Source organism: Streptomyces sp. NPDC047081 (assembly GCF_040643775.1).
In the GTDB taxonomy this organism is placed as follows: Bacteria; Actinomycetota; Actinomycetes; order Streptomycetales; family Streptomycetaceae; genus Streptomyces.
In genome coordinates this window covers 34945-58455 of sequence record NZ_JBEYUY010000026.1, presented here as the reverse complement: position 1 = coordinate 58455, position 23511 = coordinate 34945, and the positions used below count along the sequence as shown (strand labels likewise).

22 protein-coding genes and 2 pseudogenes are annotated in these 23511 nt (G+C 70.2%); 13 read left to right on the top strand and 11 right to left on the bottom strand.

Annotation, left to right across the window (positions count from 1 at the left end; genetic code table 11):
* Window positions 1-56 precede the first annotated feature (56 nt).
* Window positions 57-3263, top strand: a complete 3207-nt coding sequence (locus tag ABZ848_RS36830) for a tetratricopeptide repeat protein (RefSeq protein WP_360839020.1) — start codon at window positions 57-59, stop codon at window positions 3261-3263.
* Between the two features lie 68 nt (window positions 3264-3331).
* Here ABZ848_RS36830 and ABZ848_RS36825 read toward each other — a convergent pair whose 3' ends face one another.
* Window positions 3332-3646 (bottom strand): hypothetical protein, encoded by a 315-nt coding sequence (locus tag ABZ848_RS36825; RefSeq protein ID WP_360839019.1) that lies wholly within the window; start codon window positions 3644-3646, stop codon window positions 3332-3334.
* Window positions 3639-4499 (bottom strand): mycothiol conjugate amidase Mca, encoded by an 861-nt coding sequence (gene mca, locus ABZ848_RS36820; RefSeq protein WP_360839178.1) that lies wholly within the window; start codon window positions 4497-4499, stop codon window positions 3639-3641. Before mca ends, ABZ848_RS36825 begins: the two co-directional genes overlap by 8 nt.
* Window positions 4500-4647: 148 nt before the next feature.
* Between mca and ABZ848_RS36815 the strand changes: the two genes are divergently transcribed.
* On the top strand, window positions 4648-5046 hold the full coding sequence (locus tag ABZ848_RS36815) for a DUF4307 domain-containing protein (protein ID WP_242765948.1): 399 nt from the start codon (window positions 4648-4650) through the stop codon (window positions 5044-5046).
* A gap of 167 nt (window positions 5047-5213) precedes the next feature.
* Complete coding sequence (gene greA / locus ABZ848_RS36810; RefSeq protein WP_242765947.1) at window positions 5214-5714, top strand: transcription elongation factor GreA; 501 nt, start codon at window positions 5214-5216, stop codon at window positions 5712-5714.
* A gap of 106 nt (window positions 5715-5820) precedes the next feature.
* Here greA and ABZ848_RS36805 read toward each other — a convergent pair whose 3' ends face one another.
* From ABZ848_RS36805 to ilvA, 3 genes are all read right to left on the bottom strand, one after another.
* Window positions 5821-6678, bottom strand: a complete 858-nt coding sequence (locus tag ABZ848_RS36805; RefSeq protein WP_360839017.1) for an ABC transporter permease — start codon at window positions 6676-6678, stop codon at window positions 5821-5823.
* Window positions 6675-7691, bottom strand: coding sequence for an ATP-binding cassette domain-containing protein (locus ABZ848_RS36800; RefSeq protein ID WP_360839016.1), 1017 nt, complete (start codon window positions 7689-7691; stop codon window positions 6675-6677). Before ABZ848_RS36800 ends, ABZ848_RS36805 begins: the two co-directional genes overlap by 4 nt.
* Before the next feature lie 207 nt (window positions 7692-7898).
* The gene (gene ilvA / locus ABZ848_RS36795; RefSeq protein WP_360839014.1) at window positions 7899-9128 is read right to left on the bottom strand and encodes a threonine ammonia-lyase; all 1230 of its coding nucleotides are present in this window, start codon (window positions 9126-9128) and stop codon (window positions 7899-7901) included.
* 162 nt (window positions 9129-9290) lie between these two features.
* On the opposite strand from ilvA, the gene ABZ848_RS36790 reads away from it, so the two are divergent.
* The 3 genes from ABZ848_RS36790 to ABZ848_RS36780 all read left to right on the top strand — a co-directional run bounded on the left by ABZ848_RS36790 (window position 9291) and on the right by ABZ848_RS36780 (window position 11080).
* Window positions 9291-9797, top strand: coding sequence for a MarR family transcriptional regulator (locus ABZ848_RS36790; RefSeq protein ID WP_242766518.1), 507 nt, complete (start codon window positions 9291-9293; stop codon window positions 9795-9797).
* A gap of 181 nt (window positions 9798-9978) precedes the next feature.
* Window positions 9979-10482, top strand: a complete 504-nt coding sequence (locus tag ABZ848_RS36785; protein WP_360839013.1) for a sigma factor-like helix-turn-helix DNA-binding protein — start codon at window positions 9979-9981, stop codon at window positions 10480-10482.
* 349 nt (window positions 10483-10831) lie between these two features.
* Window positions 10832-11080: a hypothetical protein gene (locus ABZ848_RS36780; protein WP_360839012.1), complete on the top strand. Its 249-nt coding sequence runs from the start codon at window positions 10832-10834 to the stop codon at window positions 11078-11080.
* A 22-nt stretch (window positions 11081-11102) separates the two neighbouring features.
* On the opposite strand, the gene ABZ848_RS36775 is transcribed toward ABZ848_RS36780, so the two are convergent.
* Window positions 11103-12257 carry a cystathionine gamma-synthase gene (locus ABZ848_RS36775; protein ID WP_360839010.1) on the bottom strand — a complete coding sequence of 385 codons (1155 nt, stop codon included), beginning with the start codon at window positions 12255-12257 and terminating at the stop codon, window positions 11103-11105.
* 216 nt (window positions 12258-12473) lie between these two features.
* On the opposite strand from ABZ848_RS36775, the gene ABZ848_RS36770 reads away from it, so the two are divergent.
* The 7 genes and pseudogenes from ABZ848_RS36770 (at window position 12474) to ABZ848_RS36740 (ending at window position 18026) form a co-directional block, all read left to right on the top strand.
* A complete protein-coding gene (locus tag ABZ848_RS36770; protein ID WP_360839009.1) occupies window positions 12474-13592 on the top strand; it encodes a hypothetical protein in 1119 nt (372 codons plus the stop codon).
* Between the two features lie 104 nt (window positions 13593-13696).
* Complete coding sequence (gene msrA, locus ABZ848_RS36765; protein WP_360839008.1) at window positions 13697-14371, top strand: peptide-methionine (S)-S-oxide reductase MsrA; 675 nt, start codon at window positions 13697-13699, stop codon at window positions 14369-14371.
* A gap of 35 nt (window positions 14372-14406) precedes the next feature.
* The gene (locus ABZ848_RS36760) at window positions 14407-15051 is read left to right on the top strand and encodes a hypothetical protein (RefSeq protein WP_360839007.1); all 645 of its coding nucleotides are present in this window, start codon (window positions 14407-14409) and stop codon (window positions 15049-15051) included.
* Window positions 15052-15311: 260 nt separating this feature from the next.
* On the top strand, window positions 15312-16517 hold the full coding sequence (locus ABZ848_RS36755) for a Shedu anti-phage system protein SduA domain-containing protein (RefSeq protein ID WP_360839005.1): 1206 nt from the start codon (window positions 15312-15314) through the stop codon (window positions 16515-16517).
* Window positions 16518-16553: 36 nt separating this feature from the next.
* Window positions 16554-16649: pseudogene (locus tag ABZ848_RS36750) on the top strand (peptide-methionine (S)-S-oxide reductase); the annotation flags it as partial.
* A 6-nt stretch (window positions 16650-16655) separates the two neighbouring features.
* A pseudogene (locus ABZ848_RS36745) lies at window positions 16656-17021 on the top strand (hypothetical protein); the annotation flags it as partial.
* 411 nt (window positions 17022-17432) lie between these two features.
* A complete protein-coding gene (locus ABZ848_RS36740) occupies window positions 17433-18026 on the top strand; it encodes a DUF4291 domain-containing protein (protein ID WP_360839003.1) in 594 nt (197 codons plus the stop codon).
* Here the strand turns inward: ABZ848_RS36740 and ABZ848_RS36735 are convergent.
* The 5 genes from ABZ848_RS36735 to ABZ848_RS36715 all read right to left on the bottom strand — a co-directional run bounded on the left by ABZ848_RS36735 (window position 18015) and on the right by ABZ848_RS36715 (window position 23390).
* Window positions 18015-18683 (bottom strand): hypothetical protein, encoded by a 669-nt coding sequence (locus ABZ848_RS36735; protein ID WP_360839001.1) that lies wholly within the window; start codon window positions 18681-18683, stop codon window positions 18015-18017. The two genes, ABZ848_RS36740 and ABZ848_RS36735, sit on opposite strands and share 12 nt — an antisense overlap.
* Window positions 18684-18704: 21 nt before the next feature.
* Complete coding sequence (locus ABZ848_RS36730) at window positions 18705-19907, bottom strand: hypothetical protein (protein WP_360839000.1); 1203 nt, start codon at window positions 19905-19907, stop codon at window positions 18705-18707.
* Window positions 19908-20099: 192 nt separating this feature from the next.
* Window positions 20100-21617, bottom strand: coding sequence for a lysyl oxidase family protein (locus ABZ848_RS36725; RefSeq protein WP_360838998.1), 1518 nt, complete (start codon window positions 21615-21617; stop codon window positions 20100-20102).
* A 181-nt stretch (window positions 21618-21798) separates the two neighbouring features.
* Window positions 21799-22545, bottom strand: coding sequence for a hypothetical protein (locus tag ABZ848_RS36720; protein ID WP_360838997.1), 747 nt, complete (start codon window positions 22543-22545; stop codon window positions 21799-21801).
* Window positions 22542-23390, bottom strand: a complete 849-nt coding sequence (locus ABZ848_RS36715) for a sigma-70 family RNA polymerase sigma factor (protein ID WP_360838995.1) — start codon at window positions 23388-23390, stop codon at window positions 22542-22544. The genes ABZ848_RS36720 and ABZ848_RS36715 overlap by 4 nt, the downstream gene beginning before the upstream one ends.
* Window positions 23391-23511 lie beyond the last annotated feature (121 nt).

Genomic DNA, 23511 nt, shown 5'->3' with positions numbered 1-23511 from the left:
GGCTCCCCCGAAGGACACTCGTAGGCAAAGGAGTTGACGCCGGAGGGGGACGTGACATGCGGGACAGCCACCGGGCCGACGCCGAACGGCTGTTGGCCCGGGCCGTGGAGGAGGAGGTGCGGCGCTCCGGCGGACGTACCGACGGAGCCGTGCTGCTGTCGCGGTCGCGCGCCGCGCTGGACGCGATGGCGGAGACGGCCGCCGAGGAGTACGAGGCCTACGCGCGGGCGCTGGACGAGACGGAGGCCGGCCGCCTCACCTTCGGACAGCGGTACGCCAAGGAGGGCGCCGGAACTCCCCTGCTGGTGGCGGTCGTCGCCGCGGTCGCGGCCGTGGCCGCCGACCTCGCGTTCGGCACCGACACGGGCACGGCGTTCGGCGTGGGCGCGACGGTCGCTGTCGTCGGCGCCGCCGCGACCGTGGTGAAGGTGGCCGGCTCCCATCTGCCCGCCGCACATCACCGCGCGGGCGCGGCGAGCCAGCCGGGCGGTCCCGAGCAGCTGCGGCTGCAGTGGCTGACGGCGCTGGAGGTACGCGGCATCCGTCCGTTCCTCGACCAGCAGCGGGTGCTGACGGCCGCGACCAGGACGCCGAAGAAGGCGGGCGGACCACAGCTGAAGGGCGCGGACAAGAGCGCGGCGGCCCGGGGGCGCAGCGTGCTGGCCCAGTCGTTCGGGCAACTCCCGGATCCGGAGGGCGCGTTCGCGGGCCGGCGGGAGGAGATGGCGCGGATCCGGCAGTGGGTGCAGGCCTCGCGGGCGAGCACGGAGACCCGGCCGACGGTCGTGGTGCTGCACGGAGAGCCCGGCAGCGGCCGTACCACCCTGGCGGTGCGTGCCACGCACGACCTGAAGGACTACTTCCGCGGCGCCTGCGTGGTCGACCTGCGCGGCGACCTCAGCGAGGAGCAGCCGCTGTCCACCCGGGACGCCCTGCTGCACCTGCTGAACCGGCTGGGCGCGCCGCGGGAGCAGCTGCTGTTCCGTGAGCGTTCCTCCCCCGACCAGCAGGTCAAGAGGCTGAGCGAGCTGTACCACCAGCATCTGACGGGCCTGCCGGTCACGATCGTGCTGGACGACGCCCGGGACCCCGAGCAGGTGCGCACACTGGTCCCGGAGCGCTCCGACAGCCTGGTCCTGGTGACCGCCCGGCAACCGCTGGAGCTGCCGTCCGATCTCCCGGCCCAGGTGCACCAGTTGGCGGTGGAGGCGCTGGACGCGGCGGGCGCCGAGGAGCTGCTGGACGCTGCGGCGCAGGACAGTACGGGCCCGTACGACGCGGATTCCGCGGACCGGATCAGGGAGCTGTGCGGCGGGCTGCCGCTCGCGCTGAGCATCGCCGGTTCCTCGCTGGGCCCGCGCTCACCGCGCCAACTGGCCACGGATCTTGGGGTGTACGGCCCGGTCGAGCCGATCGAGCGCGTGCTGTGGCTGCGTTACACCGACCAGTCGGACACGGCCCGCCGGCTGCTGCGCCGCCTCGCCCTCGCGGGCCGCGCCTCCCTCGGTGCCGCCGCGGCCGCCTCGCTGCTGGCGACCGACGAGACCGAGGCGACCCGGCAGCTGGTCGCCCTCTCCCGCGCGGGCCTGATCGACCACGTCCGCGGCAACCGGTACCGGCTGCACGACCTGGTGCGGGCGTTCGCGCAGGCCCGGCTGCTCGACGAGGAGGAGCCGGCCGAGCGCACGGCGGCGCAGGAGCGGCTGATCGTCAACTACGGCGGCCTCGCCGACTCCGTGCTGCGGCTGGTGGACGGCAACATGTCGACGCGTTCGGACCGGTTCAGTCCGCACGGTTTCACGTCCCTGGACGAGGCGCTGCGCTGGCTCGACGACGAGTCGAGCTTCATCACCTCGACGCTGCGGCACGCGGAGGGCGTGAACCAGGCGGCGGTGCTGAACCTGCTCGGCGCCCTGTGCGACTACTGCCTGCTGCGCGGCGACCTCTACCGCCTGGGCGAGATCAGCGAGCTGGCGCAGGCCGTCGACCAGGGGCTCCTGGTCCGCTCGGTGCAGTGGCGCACGGGTATCGCGGCCCGGCAGCTGGGCGAGCTGGACAAGGCGCGCACGACGCTGACCTCGGTGGTCGACCTCTACATGGAGGCCCATCACGACGCCGGCGCGGCCCGCGCCCTGTGTTCCCTCGGCATCACGCTCCACCACCAGGGCAACCTCACCGAGGCCGCGGCGAAACTCCGCGAGGCCCTGGACCTGCAGGCCGCACCCGAACTGGCGACGGACCGCGCCTGGACGATGCACGCCCTGGCGGCGGTGGAGCGGGACCGCGCCCACCTCTCGGAGGCGATGCGGCTGCTCACCCAGTCCCTGGTGCTGCACCGGGCGGGCGAGTCCGTGCACGGCGAGGCCTGGGCGCACTTCCAGCTCGGCCAGCTGGGGCTGCGCATGGGCGACGTATCGCGCGCGGAGCAGGAGCTGAGCGCGGCCCTCGACCGTTACGCCCGTACGCGTGACGCCCGTGGCGAGGCCTGGGCACTGACCCAGCTGGCCCGCGCCCGCCTGGTGGCCGGCGACCCGTCCCCGGCGGTGGACGGCCTGCGCCAGGCGGCGGCCCGGCACCGGGAGAACGAGGACGCGCGCGGCGAGGCCTGGACCGTCTACTACCTGGGCCAGGCCCTGGAGGAGACGGGCAACCTCGACCACGCGGTCCGCGAACTGGAACGTTCCCGCACGATGTTCTCCCGCATGCGCGACGTCTACGGCCTGGCCTGCGCCCGCCACCACTCGGCCAGAGTCACCCGCGACCAGCGAGCGGCCCAGACGGGCTCCCTGAGGAACTCGGGATTCGCCCGCCAGCTCCTGGTCGACGCCCGCGCCGACTTCCAGCGCATCGGCGTCGCCCACGGCGAGGCCTGGACCTGCCTGGAACTCGCGGTCGTGGACGCCGGCAACGCCCGCGTCCAGCAGGCACTGGCCCTGTGCGACGACGCGACGACCCTGTTCGCCTCGTACGGCGACCGCCGCGGCGAGGACTGGTCCCGCTTCCTGCGCTCCACCCTGCTCCCGTACGCGGCCCCGGGCGGCGTGGACGTCGGCACGGCGGTCGCCCAGGAGGAACTCCTCCAGCTCTCCCGCACGGGCCACCCACTGCGGGACGAGAAGCTGGACGAGTACGTGGAGGCGTACCAGCTGCTGCTGGAGCGGGGCGTGAACCTGGAGGCGGGCTGGCAGGCCTGGCGGCTGGGCATGGTGCCGAACCGGCATGCGCGGGAGGTGATGGGAGTCACGCTGACGGTGCAGGCGTGACCCACGGCATGACCCCATGGCACCCGACGGGTGTCACGGGGTCATGCCGGTGAACCTGTGCCCGGCGCTCAGTCCTTGGAGCCCGTGGACGCCTTGGTGTCCGTGGACGTCTTGGTGTCCGTGGACGACTTGGTGTCCGTGGACGGCTTGGCGTCGGTGGGCTCCTCGGTGGTGGACTCCGCCCTCGGGTCCGGGACCTCGGTGAACTCGACCTTGTTCATGTGTCGGCTCATCGACTTCATCAGCCACCACACCGCCAGCGCCATCGCCGCGAAGACGATGAAGCCGAGGACGCCGGGGGTGACCTTGTTCTCGTCCACCTCCTTGGCGAGGGGGACGAGGTTCGTCAGTGCCAGGCTCACGCTTGCGCTCATGTCAGGCATTGTCGCGGATGCCCGCGAAGAGGTCGTCCTCGGGGAGGGAGGTGTCCACGAGCGACTTCGCGAGCTCGTACTCCTCCGTCGGCCAGACCTCCTTCTGGATCTCCATCGGGACCTTGAACCAGCCGCCGTCGGGGTCGATCTGGGTGGCGTGGGCGATCAGGGCCTTGTCGCGGATCTCGAAGAAGTCGGCGCACGGGACATGCGTGGTCAGCGTGCGCTCGGTGCGCTCGAACTCGCTCCAGCGCTTCAGCCAGTCCCCGTACGGCGACTCCAGACCGCGCTCGAGCAGAGCGTTGTGCAGCGCCTCGGTGCGCGGGCGGTTGAAGCCCTGGTTGTAGTACAGCTTCTGCGGCTGGTACGCGGGGCCGTACTCGGACTCCGGGAACTTCTCGGTGTCCGCCGCGCCCTCGAACGCCACCATCGAGATCTTGTGGGTCATGATGTGGTCGGGGTGCGGGTACCCGCCGTTCTCGTCGTAGGTGGTGATCACCTGCGGGCGGAAGGCGCGGATCTGCTTGACCAGCTCGCCGGCCGCCTTGTCGACGTCCTCCAGCGCGAAGCAGCCCTCGGGGAGCGGGGGCAGCGGGTCGCCCTCCGGGAGCCCGGAGTCGACGAAGCCGAGCCACTCCTGCTTGATGCCCAGGATCTCCCGGGCCTCGTCCATCTCCTTCTTGCGTACCTCGTGGATGTGCTCCTCGATGTACTTGTCGCCCTGGAGCTTCGGATTGAGGATGGAGCCGCGCTCCCCGCCCGTGCAGGTCACGACCAGCACGTCCACCCCCTCGGACACGTACTTCGCCATGGTGGCCGCGCCCTTGCTCGACTCGTCGTCGGGGTGGGCGTGCACGGCCATCAGTCGCAGCTGGTCAGTCAAGACTCAATCCTTGGTAAGTCGGCGCCCCGGTGACTTAGGGGGCGATCGGCGGCTTCTATAGTGACCGAATCGGGGGGCGAATAATTCCGGGGTCCGGCTCCGGAAGCCTTTTGCCGAGAGGACGATCATGAGTACGGCGAGCACGAAGCTGCCCGAGGGCCGCTACGGCCGCTCCTCGGACGAGCGCGCCGACCACAGGCTCAAGGTCGCCGGAGCCGTGCTCGGGGCCCTGCTTCTCGCCCTGATCGGCTACTTCGCCTACCACTACGTCGGCCAGAACAAGATCAGCGGCGAGGTGATCACGTTCGAGCCGCACAAGAACTCGGTCTCGATCCACCTCGAGGTCCGCAAGGACTCCGGCACCTCCGGCTACTGCACCGTGCGCTCCCAGGCGGCGGACCAGTCCGAGGTGGGCCGGGCGGACTTCCGCTTCGACGGGAAGGCGACCCGGATCGACAAGGTCGTCACGCTCCGCACGACGGCCCCCGGCACCACGGCCGAGCTCCTCGGCTGCCACGCGGACTGACTTCACCCCGATCCTGCCGGGCTGACCTGCGTTGACGTAATTCTGATGGCTTATGTCCTCCCCCTTGGGCCGCTGAATTGTTAGGCTCGTGGTTTCGCCCTTCCGTGAAGGAACATTCTTCTGGGTAGGGCGATGCTTTGTATTCCCAGTACCTACGAGGAGCACCTGTGACCCAGACCAGCGAAGACGTCACCTGGCTTACGCAGGAGGCGTACACCAAGCTCAAGGAAGAGCTGGCGTACCTGTCTGGTCCCGCGCGCGAGGAAGTGACCGCGAAGATCGCGGCCGCGCGCGAGGAGGGCGACCTGCGCGAGAACGGCGGGTACCACGCGGCCAAGGAGGAGCAGGGCAAGCAGGAGCTCCGCATCCGCCAGCTGACCCAGCTCCTGGAGAAGGCCAAGGTCGGCGAGGCCCCGGCGTCCGCGGACGGCGCGGTGGCACCCGGCATGGTCGTGACGATCGCCTTCGACGGCGACGAGGACGACACGACGACCTTCCTGCTCGCCTCGCGCGAGTACGCCAGCGCCGACATCGAGACCTACTCGCCGCAGTCCCCGCTGGGCTCCGGCGTGATCGGCCACAAGGTCGGCGAGGACGCGGAGTACGAGCTGCCGAACGGCAGGAAGGCCTCCGTGAAGATCCTCAAGGCCGAGCCCTACAACGGCTGAGCCCACCCGGTCCGGCCGCCTCGGCCGAAGCGCCCTTGACGAGCCCCCGGTGTCCTGGTGACGCCGGGGGCGTCGTCATGCCCGGCCCGTCAGCGCCGCGAGCGCCTCACGCCGTCGCCGAGCGGTACTTGCGCACCGCCAGCGTCCTGAATATGACGATGATCAGGGCCGAGTAGATCAGCGAGGCCCAGACCGGATGCACCATCGGCCAGGCGTCGGACGGTGACTGGCCCGGGTTCCCGAACAGCACCCGGGCCGCCTGGACGGTGGCGCTGAAGGGGTTCCACTCGGCGATGTGGCGCAGCCACGGGGTCATGTGGCTGGTGTCCACGAAGGCGTTCGAGATGAACGTCACGGGGAAGAGCCAGATCAGCCCGCTGGACGTGGCCGCCTCGGGGGTCCGTACGGACATGCCGATCAGGGCGCCGATCCAGGTGAAGGCATAGCCGAGCAGGAGCAGCAGGGCGAAGGCGCCGATAACCTTCCCGGCGTTGGTGTCGCCGTCCGTCCCGACCCGCCAGCCGACCAGCAGCGCGACCACGGCGAGGACGACCAGGGTCAGCGCCGTCTGCACCAGGTCCGCGAGGGTCCGCCCGGTCAGCACGGCGCCGCGCGCCATGGGCAGGGAGCGGAACCGGTCGATGAGGCCCTTGTGCATGTCGTCGGCGATGCCCGCACCCGAGCTCGCGGTGGCGAACGTGACGGTCTGCGCGAAGATGCCGGCCATCAGGAAGTTCTTGTAGTCGGTGGCGCTGGTGCTGCCGCCGATCTGCATGGAACCGCCGAAGACGTAGGTGAACAGCACCACGAACATGATGGGCTGGATCAGCCCGTAGATGATCATCTCGGGGATCCGGCTCATGCGGATCAGGTTGCGTTTCGCGACGACCATCGAGTCCCGGAAGGACTGGCTGACGGGGTTTCCGGTCGGCGCTACCCGCACCGCGTCGGTGACGGCGCTCACTGGGCGGTCTCCTTCTTGTACTTGCGGTCCTTGGCGGGGGCGTCCGCCGTCTCGCCGTTCTCCTCCGGCTTCACCTCGGCCACGTGTCCGGTCAGGGAGAGGAACACGTCGTCGAGGGTGGGGCGGCGCAGGCCGATGTCGTCTATCTCGATGCCACGGGCGTCCAGCTCCCGGATGACCTCGGCGAGCAGCTTGGCGCCGCCGGTGACGGGCACGGTGAGCTTGCGGGTGTGCTCCTCGACGGTGAGCTCGCCCTTGCCGAAGCCGGCGAGGACCTCGCGGGCGGTGGGGATGTGCTCGCGCTCGTGCACCACGACCTCGACGCGCTCGCCGCCGGTGCGGGCCTTGAGCTGGTCGGAGGTGCCGCGGGCGATGACCTTGCCGTGGTCGACGACCGCGATGTCGTGCGCGAGGTGGTCGGCCTCCTCCAGATACTGCGTGGTCAGCAGCAGTGTCGTACCGCCGGAGACGAGCTGTTTGATGACCTCCCACAGCAGCTGGCGGTTGCGCGGGTCGAGGCCGGTCGTCGGCTCGTCCATGAACATCACGGGCGGCGAGACGACCAGGGCGGCCGCGAGGTCGAGCCGGCGACGCATGCCTCCGGAGTAGGTCTTCGCGGTACGGTCGGCGGCGTCCGCGAGGTCGAACTGGTCGAGCAGCTCGGCGGCCCTGGCCTTCGCGGCCTTGGCCTTCATCTGGTAGAGCTGCCCGACCATCTGGAGGTTCTCGCGGCCGGTCAGGTATTCGTCGACCGCGGCGAACTGGCCGGACAGACCGATCGAGCGGCGCACCTCGTTCGGATGCTTGAGCACGTCGAGGCCGGCCACGACCGCCTTGCCGCTATCCGGTTGCAGCAGGGTGGTCAGACAGCGGACAGTGGTCGTCTTGCCCGCGCCGTTCGGCCCGAGCAGGCCCAGCACGGTGCCCTCGGGGACATCGAGGTCGACGCCGTCCAGAGCCTTTACGTCACCGAAGGTCTTCACGAGACCTTCGGCATAGATGGCGCCTGGCATGTGAGTCTCCACGTCGTCGGGGATTCTTCGGAAAGCCTAGATTTGTGCGTTTTGTTCCGCCGGATGGATGACGATGGCGGGGGCACTGGACACACCATAACGCGATGTATCGCGTCTCTCAACGGATTTCCCCGAACGAGTGACACAGGCCCCCTGAACTGGGGATTCCGCTTTCTGCCCGGCCGTCCGGCGCCTCAGTCGGACGCCTCAGTCGATGACCGTGTAGCCCGCTTCGCGCAGGGCCCGGCCGACCTCGGCGCAGTGCTCCGGCCCCTTCGTCTCCAGGTGCAGCTCAACCTCCGCCTCCGTGAGCCCGAGCCGGGGATCGGTCCGTACGTGACTCACGTCGAGCACGTTAGCGTCGACCACTGACAACGCCCCCAGCAGCGAGGCGAGAGCCCCCGGCCGGTCCGTCAGCCGCAGCCGTACGGCCAGGTAGCGGCCCTGCGCGGCCATGCCGTGGCGCAGGACGCGCTGCATCAGCAGCGGGTCGACGTTGCCGCCGGACAGCACCGCGACGACCGGGCCCTCGAAGCTGCCCGGATCGCCCATCAGCGCCGCCACCGGGCTCGCGCCGGCCGGCTCCACGACCAGCTTGGCCCGCTCCAGGCACAGCAGCAGGGCGGTGGAGAGCTGGTCCTCGGTGACCGTGCGGACCTCGTCCACCAGCTCGCTGACGATCCCGAACGGCACGTCGCCGGGCCGCCCGACCTTGATGCCGTCCGCCATCGTCGCCGGGTTCTCGATCGACACCGGGCGGCCGGCCCGGAGCGAGGGCGGGTACGCGGCCGCGCCCTCCGCCTGCACGCCCACGATCCGCACGTCCGGCCGCAGGGCCTTCACCGCGACGGCGATACCGGCCGCGACGCCTCCGCCGCCGATGCCGACGACGATCGTGCGCACCTCGGGGCACTGCTCCAGGATCTCCAGGCCGACCGTGCCCTGGCCCGCGATGATGTCGGGGTGGTCGAAGGGGTGGATGAACACCGCGCCCGTCTCGGCCGCGTACGCCTGCGCGGCGGCCAGCGTCTCGTCGACGACCTGGCCGTGCAGGCGCACCTCGGCGCCGTACTCGCGGGTGGCGCTGATCTTCGGCAGCGGGGCGCCCCTCGGCATGAACACCGTCGCCCGCACGCCGAGCAGGGAGGACGCGAGGGCGACGCCCTGCGCGTGGTTGCCGGCGCTCGCGGCGACGACCCCGGCGGCCCGCTCCTCGGGCAGCAGTCCGGCGATACGGACGTACGCGCCGCGCAGTTTGAAGGAGCCCGTGCGCTGGAGGTTCTCGCACTTGAAGTGCACCGGCGCGCCGACCAGCTGGGACAGGTGCCTGCTGCCCTCCATCGCCGTCACCCGTGCCACGCCCGAGAGCATCTTCTGGGCGCCCCGTACGTCGTCGAGGGTCACGGGCCGCAAGGAGTCAGCCGTGCTGTAGCTCATGACTCAAGCATCGCAGTTCACAGGGGCACACGAGCGGTGTGACCAACCTCCGAGACTGGTTTGCGCAGCGCCGGTACGGCCCGCCTTCCGGCCGCGTACTCTGTCCCCCATTCCAGACCACCCTCATGAAGCGAGCCTCCGGCCATGCCCACAACACCTGAAATGTCGATGGACATGACGACCGTCGGTGACACCGGTCTCCTCGACACGCTGCAGCACGAGGTGGCGGTCTTCGCCCGTCGTGCCGAACAGACCCGGCTCGGCGGGGTCGGGCAGGTGCGCAACTCCATGGACCGCGCCGCGTATCTGCTGCTCAACCGCCTCGACAAGGAAGGCCCCATGGGCGTCAAGGCGCTCGCGGCCAGCATGGGCATCGACTCCTCGACGGTGACACGGCAGGTGGCCCCGCTCGTCGACACCGGGCTCGTCAAGCGCACCTCGCACCCCGAGGACGGGCGTGCGGTGGTGCTTCAGCTGTCCCCGCGCGGGATGTCGCGCCTTGAGGAAGTGCGCTCGTCCAGGCGTCAGTTGATGGCCGAGCTGACACACGACTGGGCGCCGGAGGAGCGCGAGGCGTTCTGCACGCTCCTCACGCGCTTCAACACCGCGCTGTCCACGCGCATGGCCGCCCAGGGCGTCCCCGGACCGGAGGCGTCGTCGCCGTCGTAGGCGCAATGCACGCGCGTGTACGTATCGGGTCCCGCACGCGCGTGTGGCCGTCTGCCGCGCGGCTCTTGACCGAAAGGCCACCCCTGCCCTCATATGAGATCGGGCCCCCGTCGTACGCGGTTCCGGATGCCGTACGCGGCCGGGTCCCGCATCCTCGGGGCCGCGTCAGGCGGGAGGCTCGGTGCGATCACGGCAGGCGTCACAGGGCGTCCGCCGGGCCCGTGAGTTCGAGGCGTTCGTCGCGGGCGCGGCAGGACGGCTGCTGCATGCCGCCACGCTGCTCACAGCGGAGGCGCCGGACGACAACCCGCGCGCGCGACGCCTGCTGACGCTCGCGCTCGGGCACACGTACGCGTGCTGGGACCGGCTGCGCGGCGAGGACCCGTACAACCGCACCCGCCAGTACCTGGCCACCCGTTTCGCGCGGACGGCCTGGCACCAGTACGGCGCTTTCGGCCGCGGCCGCCCGCACCCCGGCGCCGCCCTGGCCGGCCTGGGCCCGCAGGAGCGCCTGATCCTGGTCCTGCGGCTGTACGAGGGGGTCGCCGAGGAGCAGACCGCGGCGCTGCTCGGCCTGCCGCCGGACCGCGTCCGTGCGATCTGCGACCGCGCGACGACGAACCTGCTGCATCCGCGGCCGGAGCGGCCACGGAGGGCGCTCGGGGCGAAGGTGGCGCACCCGTGACGGGCGGGGCGAGAGCCGTCGGCACGTCGTCCGAGGGGGCGGGCGACGGTCGGCATGCGGCGAGGACAAACGGACGGTGGGCACGCGCGCGTAGACATGCGGACGGTGGCCACGCGCGCGTAGGCATTGGGCATGCGGATGGCGGCCACACACGCGGTCAAGCGGATGGGGGCCGCACACGCGTGGCCGAGCCGGTCGCGGCCACGAACGCGTGGACAAGGGGATGGCGGCCACACACGCGTGGACGAGCCGATCGGGCCACGCGCGCGCGGACAAGGGGGATGGCGGCCATGTGCGTACGGGCACAGGGAAGCGGCCACGCGTGTGTGCGTGAGGGGAGGTGGTGGCGGTGAATCGGCCTGAGCGTGAGGCCTCGGCGCGGCGGATCATGGAGCGGGTGCCGCCGCCCGTGCCGCCCGAACTGTACGCCGAGGTGATGCGGCGTGGTGCCCGGATGCTGCGGCGGCGGGTGCTCGCCCGGCGCCTGATGTGGCTGCTGCTGTGCGCCGCTGCCGTGACGTTCGTGGTGTGGGCCCTGATGGCCCGCCCGTGGGTGGAGCCGCCCTCGCAGACGACTCCCCCGTACACGGGCTGGTGAGCTCGCGACCGCTCGCGGTCGGCTAGCCGAGCGCCTGCTGCAGGTCCTCCAGGAGATCCTCGACGTTCTCGATGCCCACGGAGAGGCGCACCAGGTCGGCCGGCACCTCCAGGGCCGAGCCTGCGGCGGACGCGTGCGTCATCCGGCCGGGGTGCTCGATCAGCGACTCGACGCCGCCAAGGGACTCGCCGAGCGTGAACACCTTGGCACGGTTGCACACCTCGACGGCCGCCTCCTCGCCGCCCTCGACCTGGAACGACACCATGCCGCCGAAGGCCCGCATCTGCTTGGCGGCGACCTCGTGACCCGGGTGGTCCTCCAGGCCCGGGTACAGGACGTTCGTCACGCGCGCGTGCCGGGTGAGCATCTCGGCGACCTTGGTGGCGTTCTCGCTGTGCCGGTCCATGCGCACCGACAGCGTCTTGGTGCCGCGCAGCACCAGCCAGGAGTCGAAGGGCCCGGCGACCGCGCCCATCGCGTTCTGGTGGTACGCCAGTTCCTCGCCGAGCGCCTCGTCGGAGACGACCAGGGCGCCGCCGACGACGTCGGAGTGGCCGCCCATGTACTTGGTCAGGGAGTGCACTACGACGTCCGCGCCGAGCGCCAGCGGCTGCTGGAGGTAGGGCGTGGCGAAGGTGTTGTCGACGACGAGCTTCGCGCCAGCGTCCCGGGCGATCTGCGCGACGACGGCGATGTCGGTGATGCCGAGCAGCGGGTTGGAGGGGGTCTCCACCCACACGGCCTTGGTCTTCGGGGTGAGGGCGGCCCGTACGGCGGACGGATCGCTGGTGTCGGCGACCGACCACTCCACGCCCCACCGGGAGACGACCTTCGCGAACAGCCGGAAGGTGCCGCCGTACGCGTCGTTGGGGATGACCACGTGGTCGCCGGGGCTGAGCAGCGTACGCAACAGGCAGTCCTCGGCCGCCAGTCCGGACGCGAACGCGAGCCCGCGGCGGCCGCCCTCGAGCGCTGCGAGGTTCTCTTCCAGGGCGGTCCTGGTGGGGTTGGCGCTACGGCTGTACTCGTAGCCCCCGCGCAGGCCGCCCACGCCGTCCTGCTTGTAGGTCGAGACCTGGTAGATCGGCGGGACGACCGCGCCGGTCAGGGGATCGGCGGTGTTGCCCGCGTGGATCGCGAGGGTCTCGAAGTGCTGACTGATGTGCCTGTCGCTCATGGGCACCGAGGGTAGTGCGCTCGCGGGGCGGGCGTCGGACGGCGGGGCTCGGGCGGCCGCACTGCCGGGTTTTCCCTCGGTCCGGGCGGGTCCCGGCGGGGTGCCCCGCGGGTCGCGGAGGTGCTTCACGGGGTTTTCCACAGGTGTGCCGGTCGGTTTTCCACAGGTCCGGGACCGGGTTCGCCAATTGTCGGAGGCGTCTGGAACGCTTGAGGCATGGAAATCCTCTGGGTCCTGGTCGCGGCGGTCATGCTCGGCTTCGTGCTGCTCCCGTTCCTGCGGCGGCGACGGGGCATGATCGAGCAGGTCCCGCCCGGCCACCCCGACGCCGCCGACCCCGCGAACTACGGCTCCGTGCGCGAGGAGGAGCTGGACGTCCGGATGCCCGGCCCCGACCAGGATCTCCTCGACGTACTGGACCTGGTGCAGCGCACGCAGGACTACCGTGCGGCCTCCCAGCTGCTGGCCGGCACCGAGGCGGAGGGCGAGCTGCGCTGGCAGCGCGTGCAGGCCTTCGCGGGCGCCGCGTCGCTGGAGCTGCAGCAGCGGCCGGGCGGGGTCAGCGAGTCGCCGGGCGGGCAGTGGCTGCGGGTGTGGCGGGCCGAGCAGCCCAAGGACGCGGGCGGTGCGGCGGTGCACGCGGAGTTCCTGGTCCAGCAGGCGTGGCGGACGTCGACGCCGGGCACGGACGAGTTCCGGATCATCATGGAGGAGGCGAGGTCGGCCTGCGGCGAGGCGGCGCTGCTCGCCCCGGGCGACCCGGTCCCGTACATCGTCGAGCTCTCGGTGGCCCGTGGCCTCACCTACTCCCAGCCAGAGTTCGAGCAGCTGTGGCTGAAGATCCTGGACCGCGCCCCGTCCCACATGGGGGCGCACCTGGCGGCCCTGCACTACTGGTGCGAGAAGTGGCACGGCTCGCGCGAACTGGCGTACTCCTTCGCGGAGGCGGCGGCCGCCCGTGCCCCCCAGGGCTCGCTCCTCGCGGCGATGCCCCTCTTCGCGGTCTTCGAGCACCTCCCCGAGGTGAACCTGGTCAGCAGCTTCTACCAGAGCGAAGTGGTGACCAAGGCGATCCACGGCGCCCTCCACGCGGTCCACTCGGCCCGCCCGGAGGACCCGATGCTGGCGCACGTCCGCCACCTCCTGGTCTTCTTCCTGGTACGCGCCGAGCGCTGGTCGGAGGCGATGAACCAGCTCATACACATCGACGGCCATGTCGGCGCCCTGCCGTGGACTCTGAACGCGGACCCGGCGGGGGCGTTCGCGGTCTATCGCGCGCTGGCGGTGGCGGGGTACGAGGCGAACGGGGGGAGTCCGGCGACGTTGCCGCAGTAGCCGAGGCGGATCGCGGGGGGCCGGGGGCCCGGAATTCCAGACGACGTCCGTGAGTTGACGAGGCAGCCCCCGCCCCGCCCGTCCCCTTCCCTCCTGGAGAGCGCATGTTCCTGTACAGCCGTTCGCCTCAGTTGCCGACGCCCGAGCAGGCTCTGCAGGGTCGCGCGGAGCCGGTGTTCTCGGTCCCCGAGCGCCACACGGTCCTCGGGAACGCTCTCCTGGGCCCCTACCCCGAGGGCCTGGAGGTCGCGGACTTCGCGCTGGGCTGCTTCTGGGGCGCGGAACGCAAGTTCTGGCAGCTCCCGGCAGGTGTGTGGACAACCCTGGTGGGTTACCAGGGCGGCTACACGGAGCACCCCACGTACGAGGAGGTCTGCTCGGGCCTGACGGGTCACACGGAGGTGGTCCGCGTGGTGTACGACCCGAGGCTGATCTCGTACGACCGCCTCCTGAAGACCTTCTGGGAGTCCCACGACCCCACCCAGGGCTTCCGCCAGGGCAACGACGTAGGCACGCAGTACCGCTCGGCGATCTACACCCACACCCCCGCCCAGGCGGCCACCGCGGACTCCTCCCGCGCGACCTACCAGAAGCTCCTGACAGGCTCGGGCCACGGCACGATCACGACGGAAATCCTCCCGGCCGAGGGCAGGACCTTCTACCCGGCGGAGGGCTACCACCAGCAGTACCTCTCGGGCAGCAAAAACCCGGATGGGTACTGCGGGTTGGGCGGGACGGGTGTCTCCTGCCCGGTCGGTGTGGCCAAGGCCGAAGGCTGACGTCAAGGGTGGCCTTCGGAACGTACGCCCGCAGAGTGCGTGACGAACGTTTGCCGCTCGTCAGACGGCACGCGGCGCTGAGGTGTGCCGTCGGCGACTACGGCCCGCTCGGCTTCAACGCGACCTGGGCGTATCTGAGCGCGACGGCGTGCCCCGCCCCCGATCTGCGCAGGGATTCGGCGGCGTTGTTGCGCGCGCTGGGCACCCTGGAGGAGAGCCGGGCCGCGCACCTCGCCGAGATGGACGCCTTCGCCGGCCGCCGCCGGGTGGAGAAGGCGGTCGGCCGCCGAACTCCACGGGCTTGCGACACGACCGCTCTGCGCTTTCCGCGCTGGCCGGGTTCGGCACCCCCTTCCCGCCTGGGGCTGATCGCCGCCGTCGCCAACCGGCACTCGGCGTTCCAGCGCATGTCCTACCCCGACGAGACGCTCTCCCCCGACACCGAGGTACGCCAACTCGTCACCCTGCACGCCCGGCTGGAAGACTGCGCCGCCTCCTACCTCAAGGCCCTCGGTCGCCCCGACCGCCGAACGGCCGCGGAACTGACCGACACCGTCCACGGCATCCGCAGCCTGACCCGGCCGGGCTACTCGCCTTTGAACGTATACCTGCTCCAGTGGCTGCGCTTCGCGAACCTACTCACGTACGCAGGCGGTGCGTCCTTCGCCGTCGAGGACTGACACCTTCCTTAGCTTTCGGGCAGCAACAACCCAGCCGACTACTGCGGGTTGAGCGGGACCGGGGTGTCCTGCCCGATTGCCGTGGCCCAGGCGGATGACTGAGGCCCTGCCACCCAACATGTCAGCATCGCTCAGATGCCTTGCGCGTCCTGGAGTGCAGTCACAGGTATCGGGCCGGTGCAACTGACCCCGCATAGTCGTCGACCTGTTGGTTTGAAACCTTAAGGCAGTTGTCAGTGCCAGGCGCCAGAATCGTGCCTGTGGATGTGAGATCTGACTTTGCGCTGAAGCTGCAACTGAAGCATGTCGCCGCACATACCGTAGATTCTGCGGTCAAGGACGCGCTTGCAGCGGTCGTCAAGCACATGACCAGCGGCAGAAGCTCCTACAGGGGAGGCCAGGCACTCGTCACACTGCTGAAGGACGTGCGCTCAACCGCGGCAGCAGTGGATGAATGGCAAGTCGTGCGACTGATACAAGATTCCTTGGACTACGCGGAAGGACGAATCCTCCGACCGGACTTCGAAGAGCGATACCGGCTCTTTCAACGGTCGACAGAACCGTTGAGCTCGCATCAGGACTATCTGGCACGAACGCTCTCTGCGAGTCTGGCCTACTTCATGCAACTCGGCGACCAGTACCTCCAGCAACATCCTGACGCAAGTCCGAGCGAGCTGATCACCCATGTGGAAGCCATTGCGCGGGACGCTCGTTACATGCAGCAGTCGCAGGAGCGGCCCGGCCGCTATCGGATCCTTCGCGGCAGCGCCGAGGTAGCGGCGTGGCTTGAGCAGGTCTTCCATGAGCGGGTGGACGTGGAAGATCCGGAAGGCACTGCCCGCCGCATCGTGATGTCCCCCGAGTCCCTCGCCGTTTTGGCAGCGGACAGGGAGGGACAACTGCTGTTGCGGGCCGCGGAGGTTCAGCGCCGCCGGCGGGGCCTCAAAGCGCTGCGCATGGCAGTAGAAGATCCCGAAGCGAACGAGAGAGATCTGCAACGTGCACTGGACGGTCAGTACTGGATCTTCGGCGGCCAATTTGCAAGCCAGGCAATCCAGCGCAGGTTGGTTCCGGGAGACGAGGTCGACATCCCGCTGATTCGGGGGGACGGCGCACTACACATCGTGGAGTTGAAGCGCTCAATGAGCCTCCACGGCTCCCTGGTCAAGAGACACAGAGGTTGTTGGGTGCCGACGGCGGAAGTGCACGATGCGATGAGCCAAGCGGTGAACTACTTGGTCGGTTTGGACGAGCATCGACTCCGGATACGAGACGAACTAGGCATCGAGACTCGAAGGGCGAGCGCTCTCGTTCTGATCGGACACCCATCGGTACAGCCGGACGTGGCTGAGGAAGACATCAATGAAGCCCTGCGCACGCTCAACACGCACATGAGCAGGGTGGAGGCCGTCACCTACAAGGAATTGGTTGACAACGCAGAGCGTGCACTTAGTGGCTGGCGCTAGGACGTGTCGACCTTGCAATGCTCACTGGAACTGAGGCACCAGCAGTACCTGGACAAGAACCCGGCGGGTTACTGCGGCATAGGCGGGACGGGCGTCTCCTGTCCGATCGGCGTTGCCAAGGCGGACGGCTGATCCGACGTGACGGACACGGACACGGAGAACCTCGCCCGCCTGTTCGCCGCGCTCGGCGCCGACGATCCGCGGGGATGGGCGGAGTCGGAAGTGGAGGAGGACCTTCCTCAGCTGGCTCGGTACCGGCTCCTGCGGGCGCTGTCGCAGGACATCCAGGCCTGGGACACCACCGCGACCGACCCCCCTCGCGCCGTCGCCCGGGAAACGGCCTTCGGCATCCTGTACCGACTGGCGGACCCGGACAGCGACGACCTCCCCGCCGACCTCCGGCGCCAACTGCCCGGCTGGACGCTCATGGAGACAACACCCGCCGACGAGCTGACGCACCGGAGGTTGGACGCGCTGCACGAGGATCTCGACTCCCTTGATCCCCCGGTCGAAGGGCGTCGCAGCCAGACCGTCGCGGAAGGCTGGATCCGGGAGACCAATCTCCGCCCGTTCTGCGAGTCCCTCGCCGCAGAGATGGCCTACGACTTCGACGACAGCGACTGGCTGGCCATTCACACGGCACTCCCCGACACCGACGACGAACAGCCGCGCTCGGCCTGGTACGCGTACCCCTTCGTCGGACGGGACCGCGTTGACCTTCGCATCGCCCGATCCGTGGGTGGCAGCGAGATATCGGTGAGCGTCGAGGGGACCGTGCCCAGCCGCACTCGGACCCGCGTCGAACTGCTCCTCGACATCATGGCCCGCTACGAGATCGCAGCGGAACGAGCGTCGCAGCCGACATGAGTCGAAAATCAGTGGCCGCCTGAGACGGCCGACTCCACGCTGTACGCCATGGAAGAACCGCAACACAGGATCCGTGCGGCCCACTCGGAATCCACGATCACCGTCTACCAGGCCTACTCCCCGGAGATCGGCCTGCCGGCCGTCCGCGACGGGCGTTTTCCCGCCGCCTGGAAGCGGGACAGGATGACGTGGATCAAGCCGTCGTTCCTGTGGATGATGTACCGCTGCGGCTGGGGTGCCAAGGAGGGGCAGGAGACCGTTCTCGCCGTCGAGATCACGCGTGACGGCTTCGAGTGGGCTCTGCGGAACGCCTGCCTGTCGAGTTACGTTCGCGGGATCCACCCCGACCACGCCACCTGGCAGCGCCAGTTGAAGCGCGCGCCGACTCGTGTGCAGTGGGACCCGGAGCGTGACCTGCACCTGCAACCCATGCCGTACCGGGCCCTGCAGCTCGGCCTCGCCGGTGAGGCGGCACGGCGTTACGCGGATGAGTGGACGATCGCCATCCGCGACGTGACCCCGCTTGCCCACGAGATCCACGGCCTCGTCAGGGCCGGGGACCTGAACTCCGCCGCTGGACTGCTGCCCCAGGAGCGCCCCTACCCCGTCGGAGACGACCTCCTCGCCCACCTATGCGGCTGACGGGCCGGCCGGCAGCGGGCTGACGGGTACGGCGAGATACCGGAACTCTCCCCCTGCTCCACCCAGTTCGGAGTAAGGCTCCCAGTTGAGCGGGTACGCGCCCCGCAGCGGGCACGTGTTCCGCTTGTAGGCGCCCTCGGCCCACTGCAGCGTGCCGGCAAGCTCACGGCCCTGGTGGATCCTGAACTCTCGGTCCCGGGTCTGCCCGCGGCCGGCGCCGGGCGGAGTCCACAGGGAGGCGTCGTTGGTCAGCATGATGGCAAGGCCGTTCTGGTCGGGCCGGCGGCAGAAGTGCTCCAGCCTGGCTATGTCCCGCACGAAGTGCAGACGAGCGAGGTCCGTGGCCGCATGCCCCTTCAAGGCATAGTCCTCGGCGGGAGTGCCCGCCCTGCCCGTCCAGCTCCGGGTGAAGTACTTGAACTCGATCGCGGTACGGGTCGAGGGGCCGATGCACAGGAGGTCCAGATGCTCGGCCTTGCTTCCTGCACGCTGCGGCACCTCAAGTCTGGAGTGCACATCCGGGGACAGTTCCCACAGGGCTCGCGCGAAGCTGTGCTGGAGATCGGCTTCGGAGTGGAAAACCTGTCTGTGGCCGGCGAGTTGTGCCATGGCTTCGCCGGGTGAGACGCGTCCGGCGATAGTTCTGTCGTCGTCCATCTCTCCCCCGCCGGCAGCGGCTCAGCTCTCGGCCCGGCGGCGGCGCGCGATGGCGAGCATGCCCGCGCCCGTGACCACCGCCGCGGCCGCAACTCCCGTGACGGCCGGCGCCGAGGAGCCGGTCTCTGCCAGGCTGGCGCCGGTCGACGACGAACCGTCGGCCGAGCCGGTCGAGTTGCCCGAGCCGCTTGAGCCGCCTGAGCCGCCTGAGCCGCCTGAGCCGCTGGGCGTGCTGCCCGGTGAGCTCGTCGGCCCCCCGCCCGTGACCTCCAGCGTGATGTCCGCCTTGTCGTTGGTCTTGTCGGGGTCGAACGGTCGGGCCTCCGTACTCAGGGCCACCGAGCCCTTCGCCTGCGCCAGCCGCTTGTCGATCTTCAGCTGGAAGGTGTAGGTCTCTCGGCCGCCCTCGTTGAGAGCCGGCTGTCTCATGCCGCAGCGGTACGCCGCACCCTTGGCCTGGCAGAAAGCGGCGGTCTTGACGACCGACGTGCCGGCGGGGGGCGTGATCACGACGCTCACGGGCCGGTCCCCCGGCTTGGGCATGACCCAGGCGGGCCCGGCGTTGGTGAACTCCACCTTCATCGGCACCGTTTCGCCGACGCTCCCCTTCAGCGCGGCACCCGTCACCTGGAAGTCGGCCGTGTTGACGGAGGTGACCGGTACGTCGACGACTCGCGCGGACCCCTCCTCCCCCGCCTGGCTCTCGACCAGTTTCACCGCCGGTGCGGTACCCGCCACAGGCGGAGATCCGTTGTCGTCCGCCACCGGATCGTCGGTCCCGACACGCAGGCGCAGTTCGTCATTGAGCGCGCGGTCCAGTGCCTTGACGCGGAGAGGCGTGTCGGGGGTGTAGACGACCCCCGGCTCCACCGCCTGCTCGAACTCGCACACCACGGTCCACCTCTCCGGCATCTCGTCGTAGGGCCGGATGTGCTGTGTCCAGCAGTTGGAGGGGACCTCCGTGAAGTCCAGTCCGCGGGTGACGGCGTAGTCGACCCACACCTTCTTGGCTGCTCCGGTGCCCTTGTTCGCCACGGTGACCGGCAGATCGAAGGTGTTCCCCGGTTTCAGCCCGTCGATCGGCTCGATGCCTCCGACGACGAGTTCGGGTGCGGGCTCATCGGCGAAGGCGGCGGGAGCCGCAGCCAGCGCGATCAGGCCGGCGGCGCCGAGGACGGCAACTGCGGCACGGGAGGCGCGACGGTTGTGCGGGGGCATCGGCATGGGGAGACCCTCTGCTGGAGCGCGGGCAAACGGAAGGTGTTCTCCAGGAGAACTTGCCTTCGGTCCCTAGACTCCCGCCGGTCCCGAACAGTTGCGCATCCACCACTTACGACCGTGATGGGCGAAGGCCGTGCCTCCGCCCACCAGAAGGGGTCGCCAGAAGGGATCACCGGAAGGGATCACCGGAAGGGATCAGGGAGCGTCGATGAGGCCGTACTTCGGCACCGTCACCGTGCGCGCCCCCGGCGTACCGCCGAGGACGACCTTGCGGTACGTGATGTTGTTGGCCGTGCTCTGTTCCTTGAGCCGCTTGTCGGGGTTGGCGATGACCTCGATGTAGTACGTGCCGTTCGGCAGGTCCGAGACGTCGAAGGACTGGCCGGGGCGGTACTGGCTGTACGTGTCACCGTTGCCGACGTCCAGAACCTCGCGCACCGACACGGCGGTCTCCTCACCGCAGGCGGTGGCGAGATCGGTGTTGTACGGGTGCCAGTTGGCGTTCTTCACCGTGTAGTCGATGGCGTCGGTGTTGGCCAGGCAGAACGCCTCCTTGCCGCTGCGGACGATCTCCCGCTTGTCCGCGCCGAGCAGGCGGTAGCTCGCGAAGTCGCTGAAGTGCCAGTGCTGGTGGCCGTCCCGCGGGTCCCACTCCATGGTGCCGGTCGGCGTGTACCCGACCTGCTTGCCCTTGGCGTCGTAGAAGTACTGGTACGCGTCCATCTTCTCCGCGCCGGGCTTGCGGAATCCGTCCACGACCAGCGGCGAGGGGCCGCCGTTCCAGACGGTGGCGCTGAAGGCGAGGTAGTCCTTGCCCGCGGCGGCGCCCACTCCGCCCTCGTCCCCGTTGGTGACGGCGATGCCGTACGCGGGGAGGGCGCGCAGGTCGGGCTTGGGCACGTCGGCGGGGACTCCCGCCCTGCCGACGGGACGCGCGGAGGCCGGCTTCAGGGTCTTCGACGCGTTCTCACGCCCGCTCTTCGCGCCGGTCAGGCCCTGTCCCCCGCCCGAGTCCTGGCGGACCGTCACCTTGATGGTCCGCGTCTTGTCCGGCATTCCGAACAGGTCGCGGTACTTCTTCGCCACCGACACCTTCGCGGTGTAGTCGCCGGCCTTCAGGTCAAGGGCGTTGTCCCCGCGGAAGCCCTGGGAGGTGGCCGCCGCCCAGCCCTTCTCGACACCCCAGATCCCGCCGAGCGCGAACGGGTTATCGGAACAGCTCTCGGGATACTTCGAGGTGGCCGGGGCGTCCGGCCGGATCCGGCCGGCCCGGTTGTTCGGGCAGAAGGACTGCGTGGTGTCGGCCACCTTCGTGCCCGACGCGTCGCTGATGCTGACGTTCAGGAAGTCCGGCAGACCCGAGAAGTCCTTCACCAGGCCCTTCGGCAGGGCCTTGGTGACGGTCCGGCCACCGGAGCGGATCACCTGCGACGCGACGACGGGGTCGTTGTACGACTTCCGTGTCACCTTCAGCTCCAGCGGTCCCCCGTCGACCGTCACGTAGGTGCCGAGGTCCAGGTAGACCCCGGGCTCGCCTTCGTACCGGTCGACCGTCACCGCGGGTGTGGCGGCGATGAGTTGGAGCTTCGGCGTGCCCGCCGGGGTTGCCGCTCCCGCGCCGGGCGCGGCGAGGGTTGCGGCGGTGCCTACGGCGAGGGCGGCTGCGGCGATGACCGCGGAACGCCGTAAGGCGGTGGGGTGGTGTCTGGTCATGAGTGCTCTTTCCGCGTCTGGTCGGGACGAGTCCTGCACGTCTTGGTGGCACGGGAAGTTGAACTTGTGTGCCATCTGTGAACAGGGTGAGAGGGCGGCTCAGGTTGCCCGGCCGTCGAAAGTCGCCCTGAATGTCGGTTCTGCGGGCCGGCGGGGCCGCGTCCGCCGGCCCGCCTTCACGTCACCCGGCGGAGCTCTTCGGCAGGGCCGGTACGCAGGTCGGCGGGGTGCCCTCGATGCGGCCCGCCTGGATGACGTAACCGGCGTGGTCGGGGTCGGTGCGGGCGAGGGGGAAGGCGACCAGCAGGTGCTGTCCGGCGGGGATCCTGTCGGGCCGGACGGACAGAACCGGCTTGCCGCCCTTGGCCAGTTCGATGCTCCAGGTCTCGCGGGGTGAGTCGTCTCCGGTGCCGGTCGGGGGCTTCGTGCACTTGGGGTCGCCGGTGTAGACGAGGGCCGGGACGCCGAGGCTGTTGAGGTCGCGCTGGAGCCGGGCCGTGTCGAGCAGCTTGCCCGCGGCATCGGTGATCGCCAGCCTGACCCGGCCGTCGTCTTCCCGTTGCAGGGTGTACGCGGCCGTCGTGATCCTCTGCGGCTGCGAGGTGACGGCGGGTCCGGTGGCCCGGCCGGGGGCGGGGGTGGCGGAACGGTGCGCGGGCAGGGTGGCGAGTGCGACACCGACCGCGGCCACGCCGGCGACGGCCAGGGGCAGCCGGTGGCGTACGGCCCAGGGGAGGCGCCGGGGGGCCGGGCGGGGCGGGACGTTGGTGACGGGGAGGGGGACGGGGACGGTGCTGGGAGCAGTGCCGGGCGCGGAAGCAGTGGCGGTAGCAGTTGCGCTCGCCGTTGCGTTCTCGGCCGCGAGGGCGGAGAGCTGATCGCCGAGGCGCTGCCGGAAGCCGGTGGGCGAGGCGGGGGGCGTGGTCATGACGCGTTCTCCAGGGCGGTGTCGGGGAGTTGCGGACGGTCGGCGTCTTGCTGGAGAGCACCGGGTGCGTCTTGCTGAAGGGCGCCGGGCACCCCATGAGCGGCAGGGCTGCCAGGCGTCCCGCGGGCAGCGCCGTGCATCCCATCGGCACCGGAGCCACCACGCCCCTCCGGGTCGGCTGCACCACGTACCCCGGCCTCGGACCCGAGCGCCCCTCGGCCAGGAGCACCGCCGGACCCGGACTCAGCCCGCAGCACCCCCCGACCGACAGCACCGCCGCCGGACCCGGCGCCCGCCCCGCCCCCACCCCGCAGCACCCGCCGAGCCCGATGCAAGCGAACCCGTACCGTCGCCTGGCTGATGCCGAGGACCTGGGCGGCTTCCCTGGGCGTCAGCCCGTCCACCGCCACCAGGTCGAGCACCGCGCGCAACGGTTCGCTGAGCGCGCTGTGCCGCTCCGCGAGTTCACGGACCGCCCGTTCGGCGTCGATCCGTTCCTCCAGGGCCGCGATGTCCTCCGTGTCGAGCAGCCGGCGTCCCTTCAGCCGGGCCACCGCCCCGAGTTCGCGGACCGTGCCGCGGCCGTGCGAGGCCACGACATTGCGTGCGATGCCGTACAGCCAGGCGATCGGTGTTCCGCGCCCGGCGTCGTAGTGGTCGGCGGCCTCCAGCGCGGCGACGAAGACGTCGGCCGTGAGGTCGGCCGCCACGTGGGGGTCGCTGGTGCGGCGCGTCACGAACGTGAGCACGGCCTCGAAGTTCTCCTGGTAGAACGCCGAGAATCCGGCCGGATCGCCGCTGGGTGGCGCCGGTTGTCGTCGGCCACCGCCGTCGGGTGTGCGCACCCGTTCCTCCAAAGGGGTCGGTCATCCTTGCACCCGTACTTGGCCGCAGCATGGCCGAGCGTTACATCACGCCCGGCACCGGGCCGGAAATCAGCCGCCGGAAATCAGTTGCCGTCGATCT

Bases quoted from the DNA above. Each gene is read 5' to 3' on its own strand.
- ABZ848_RS36775 (WP_360839010.1), bottom strand. From the start codon at position 12,257: ATGAGCGACAGGCACATCAGTCAGCACTTCGAGACCCTCGCGATCCAC.
- ABZ848_RS36790 (WP_242766518.1), top strand. From the start codon at position 9,291: ATGTCGATGGACATGACGACCGTCGGTGACACCGGTCTCCTCGACACG.
- mca (WP_360839178.1), bottom strand. From the start codon at position 4,499: ATGGCCGTGCACGCCCACCCCGACGACGAGTCGAGCAAGGGCGCGGCC.
- ABZ848_RS36815 (WP_242765948.1), top strand. From the start codon at position 4,648: ATGAGTACGGCGAGCACGAAGCTGCCCGAGGGCCGCTACGGCCGCTCC.
- ABZ848_RS36825 (WP_360839019.1), bottom strand. From the start codon at position 3,646: ATGCCTGACATGAGCGCAAGCGTGAGCCTGGCACTGACGAACCTCGTC.
- ABZ848_RS36800 (WP_360839016.1), bottom strand. From the start codon at position 7,691: ATGCCAGGCGCCATCTATGCCGAAGGTCTCGTGAAGACCTTCGGTGAC.
- ABZ848_RS36720 (WP_360838997.1), bottom strand. From the start codon at position 22,545: ATGACCACGCCCCCCGCCTCGCCCACCGGCTTCCGGCAGCGCCTCGGC.
- ABZ848_RS36735 (WP_360839001.1), bottom strand. From the start codon at position 18,683: ATGGACGACGACAGAACTATCGCCGGACGCGTCTCACCCGGCGAAGCC.
- ABZ848_RS36730 (WP_360839000.1), bottom strand. From the start codon at position 19,907: ATGCCGATGCCCCCGCACAACCGTCGCGCCTCCCGTGCCGCAGTTGCC.
- ABZ848_RS36770 (WP_360839009.1), top strand. From the start codon at position 12,474: ATGGAAATCCTCTGGGTCCTGGTCGCGGCGGTCATGCTCGGCTTCGTG.
- ilvA (WP_360839014.1), bottom strand. From the start codon at position 9,128: ATGAGCTACAGCACGGCTGACTCCTTGCGGCCCGTGACCCTCGACGAC.
- ABZ848_RS36740 (WP_360839003.1), top strand. From the start codon at position 17,433: ATGGAAGAACCGCAACACAGGATCCGTGCGGCCCACTCGGAATCCACG.
- ABZ848_RS36830 (WP_360839020.1), top strand. From the start codon at position 57: ATGCGGGACAGCCACCGGGCCGACGCCGAACGGCTGTTGGCCCGGGCC.
- ABZ848_RS36725 (WP_360838998.1), bottom strand. From the start codon at position 21,617: ATGACCAGACACCACCCCACCGCCTTACGGCGTTCCGCGGTCATCGCC.
- msrA (WP_360839008.1), top strand. From the start codon at position 13,697: ATGTTCCTGTACAGCCGTTCGCCTCAGTTGCCGACGCCCGAGCAGGCT.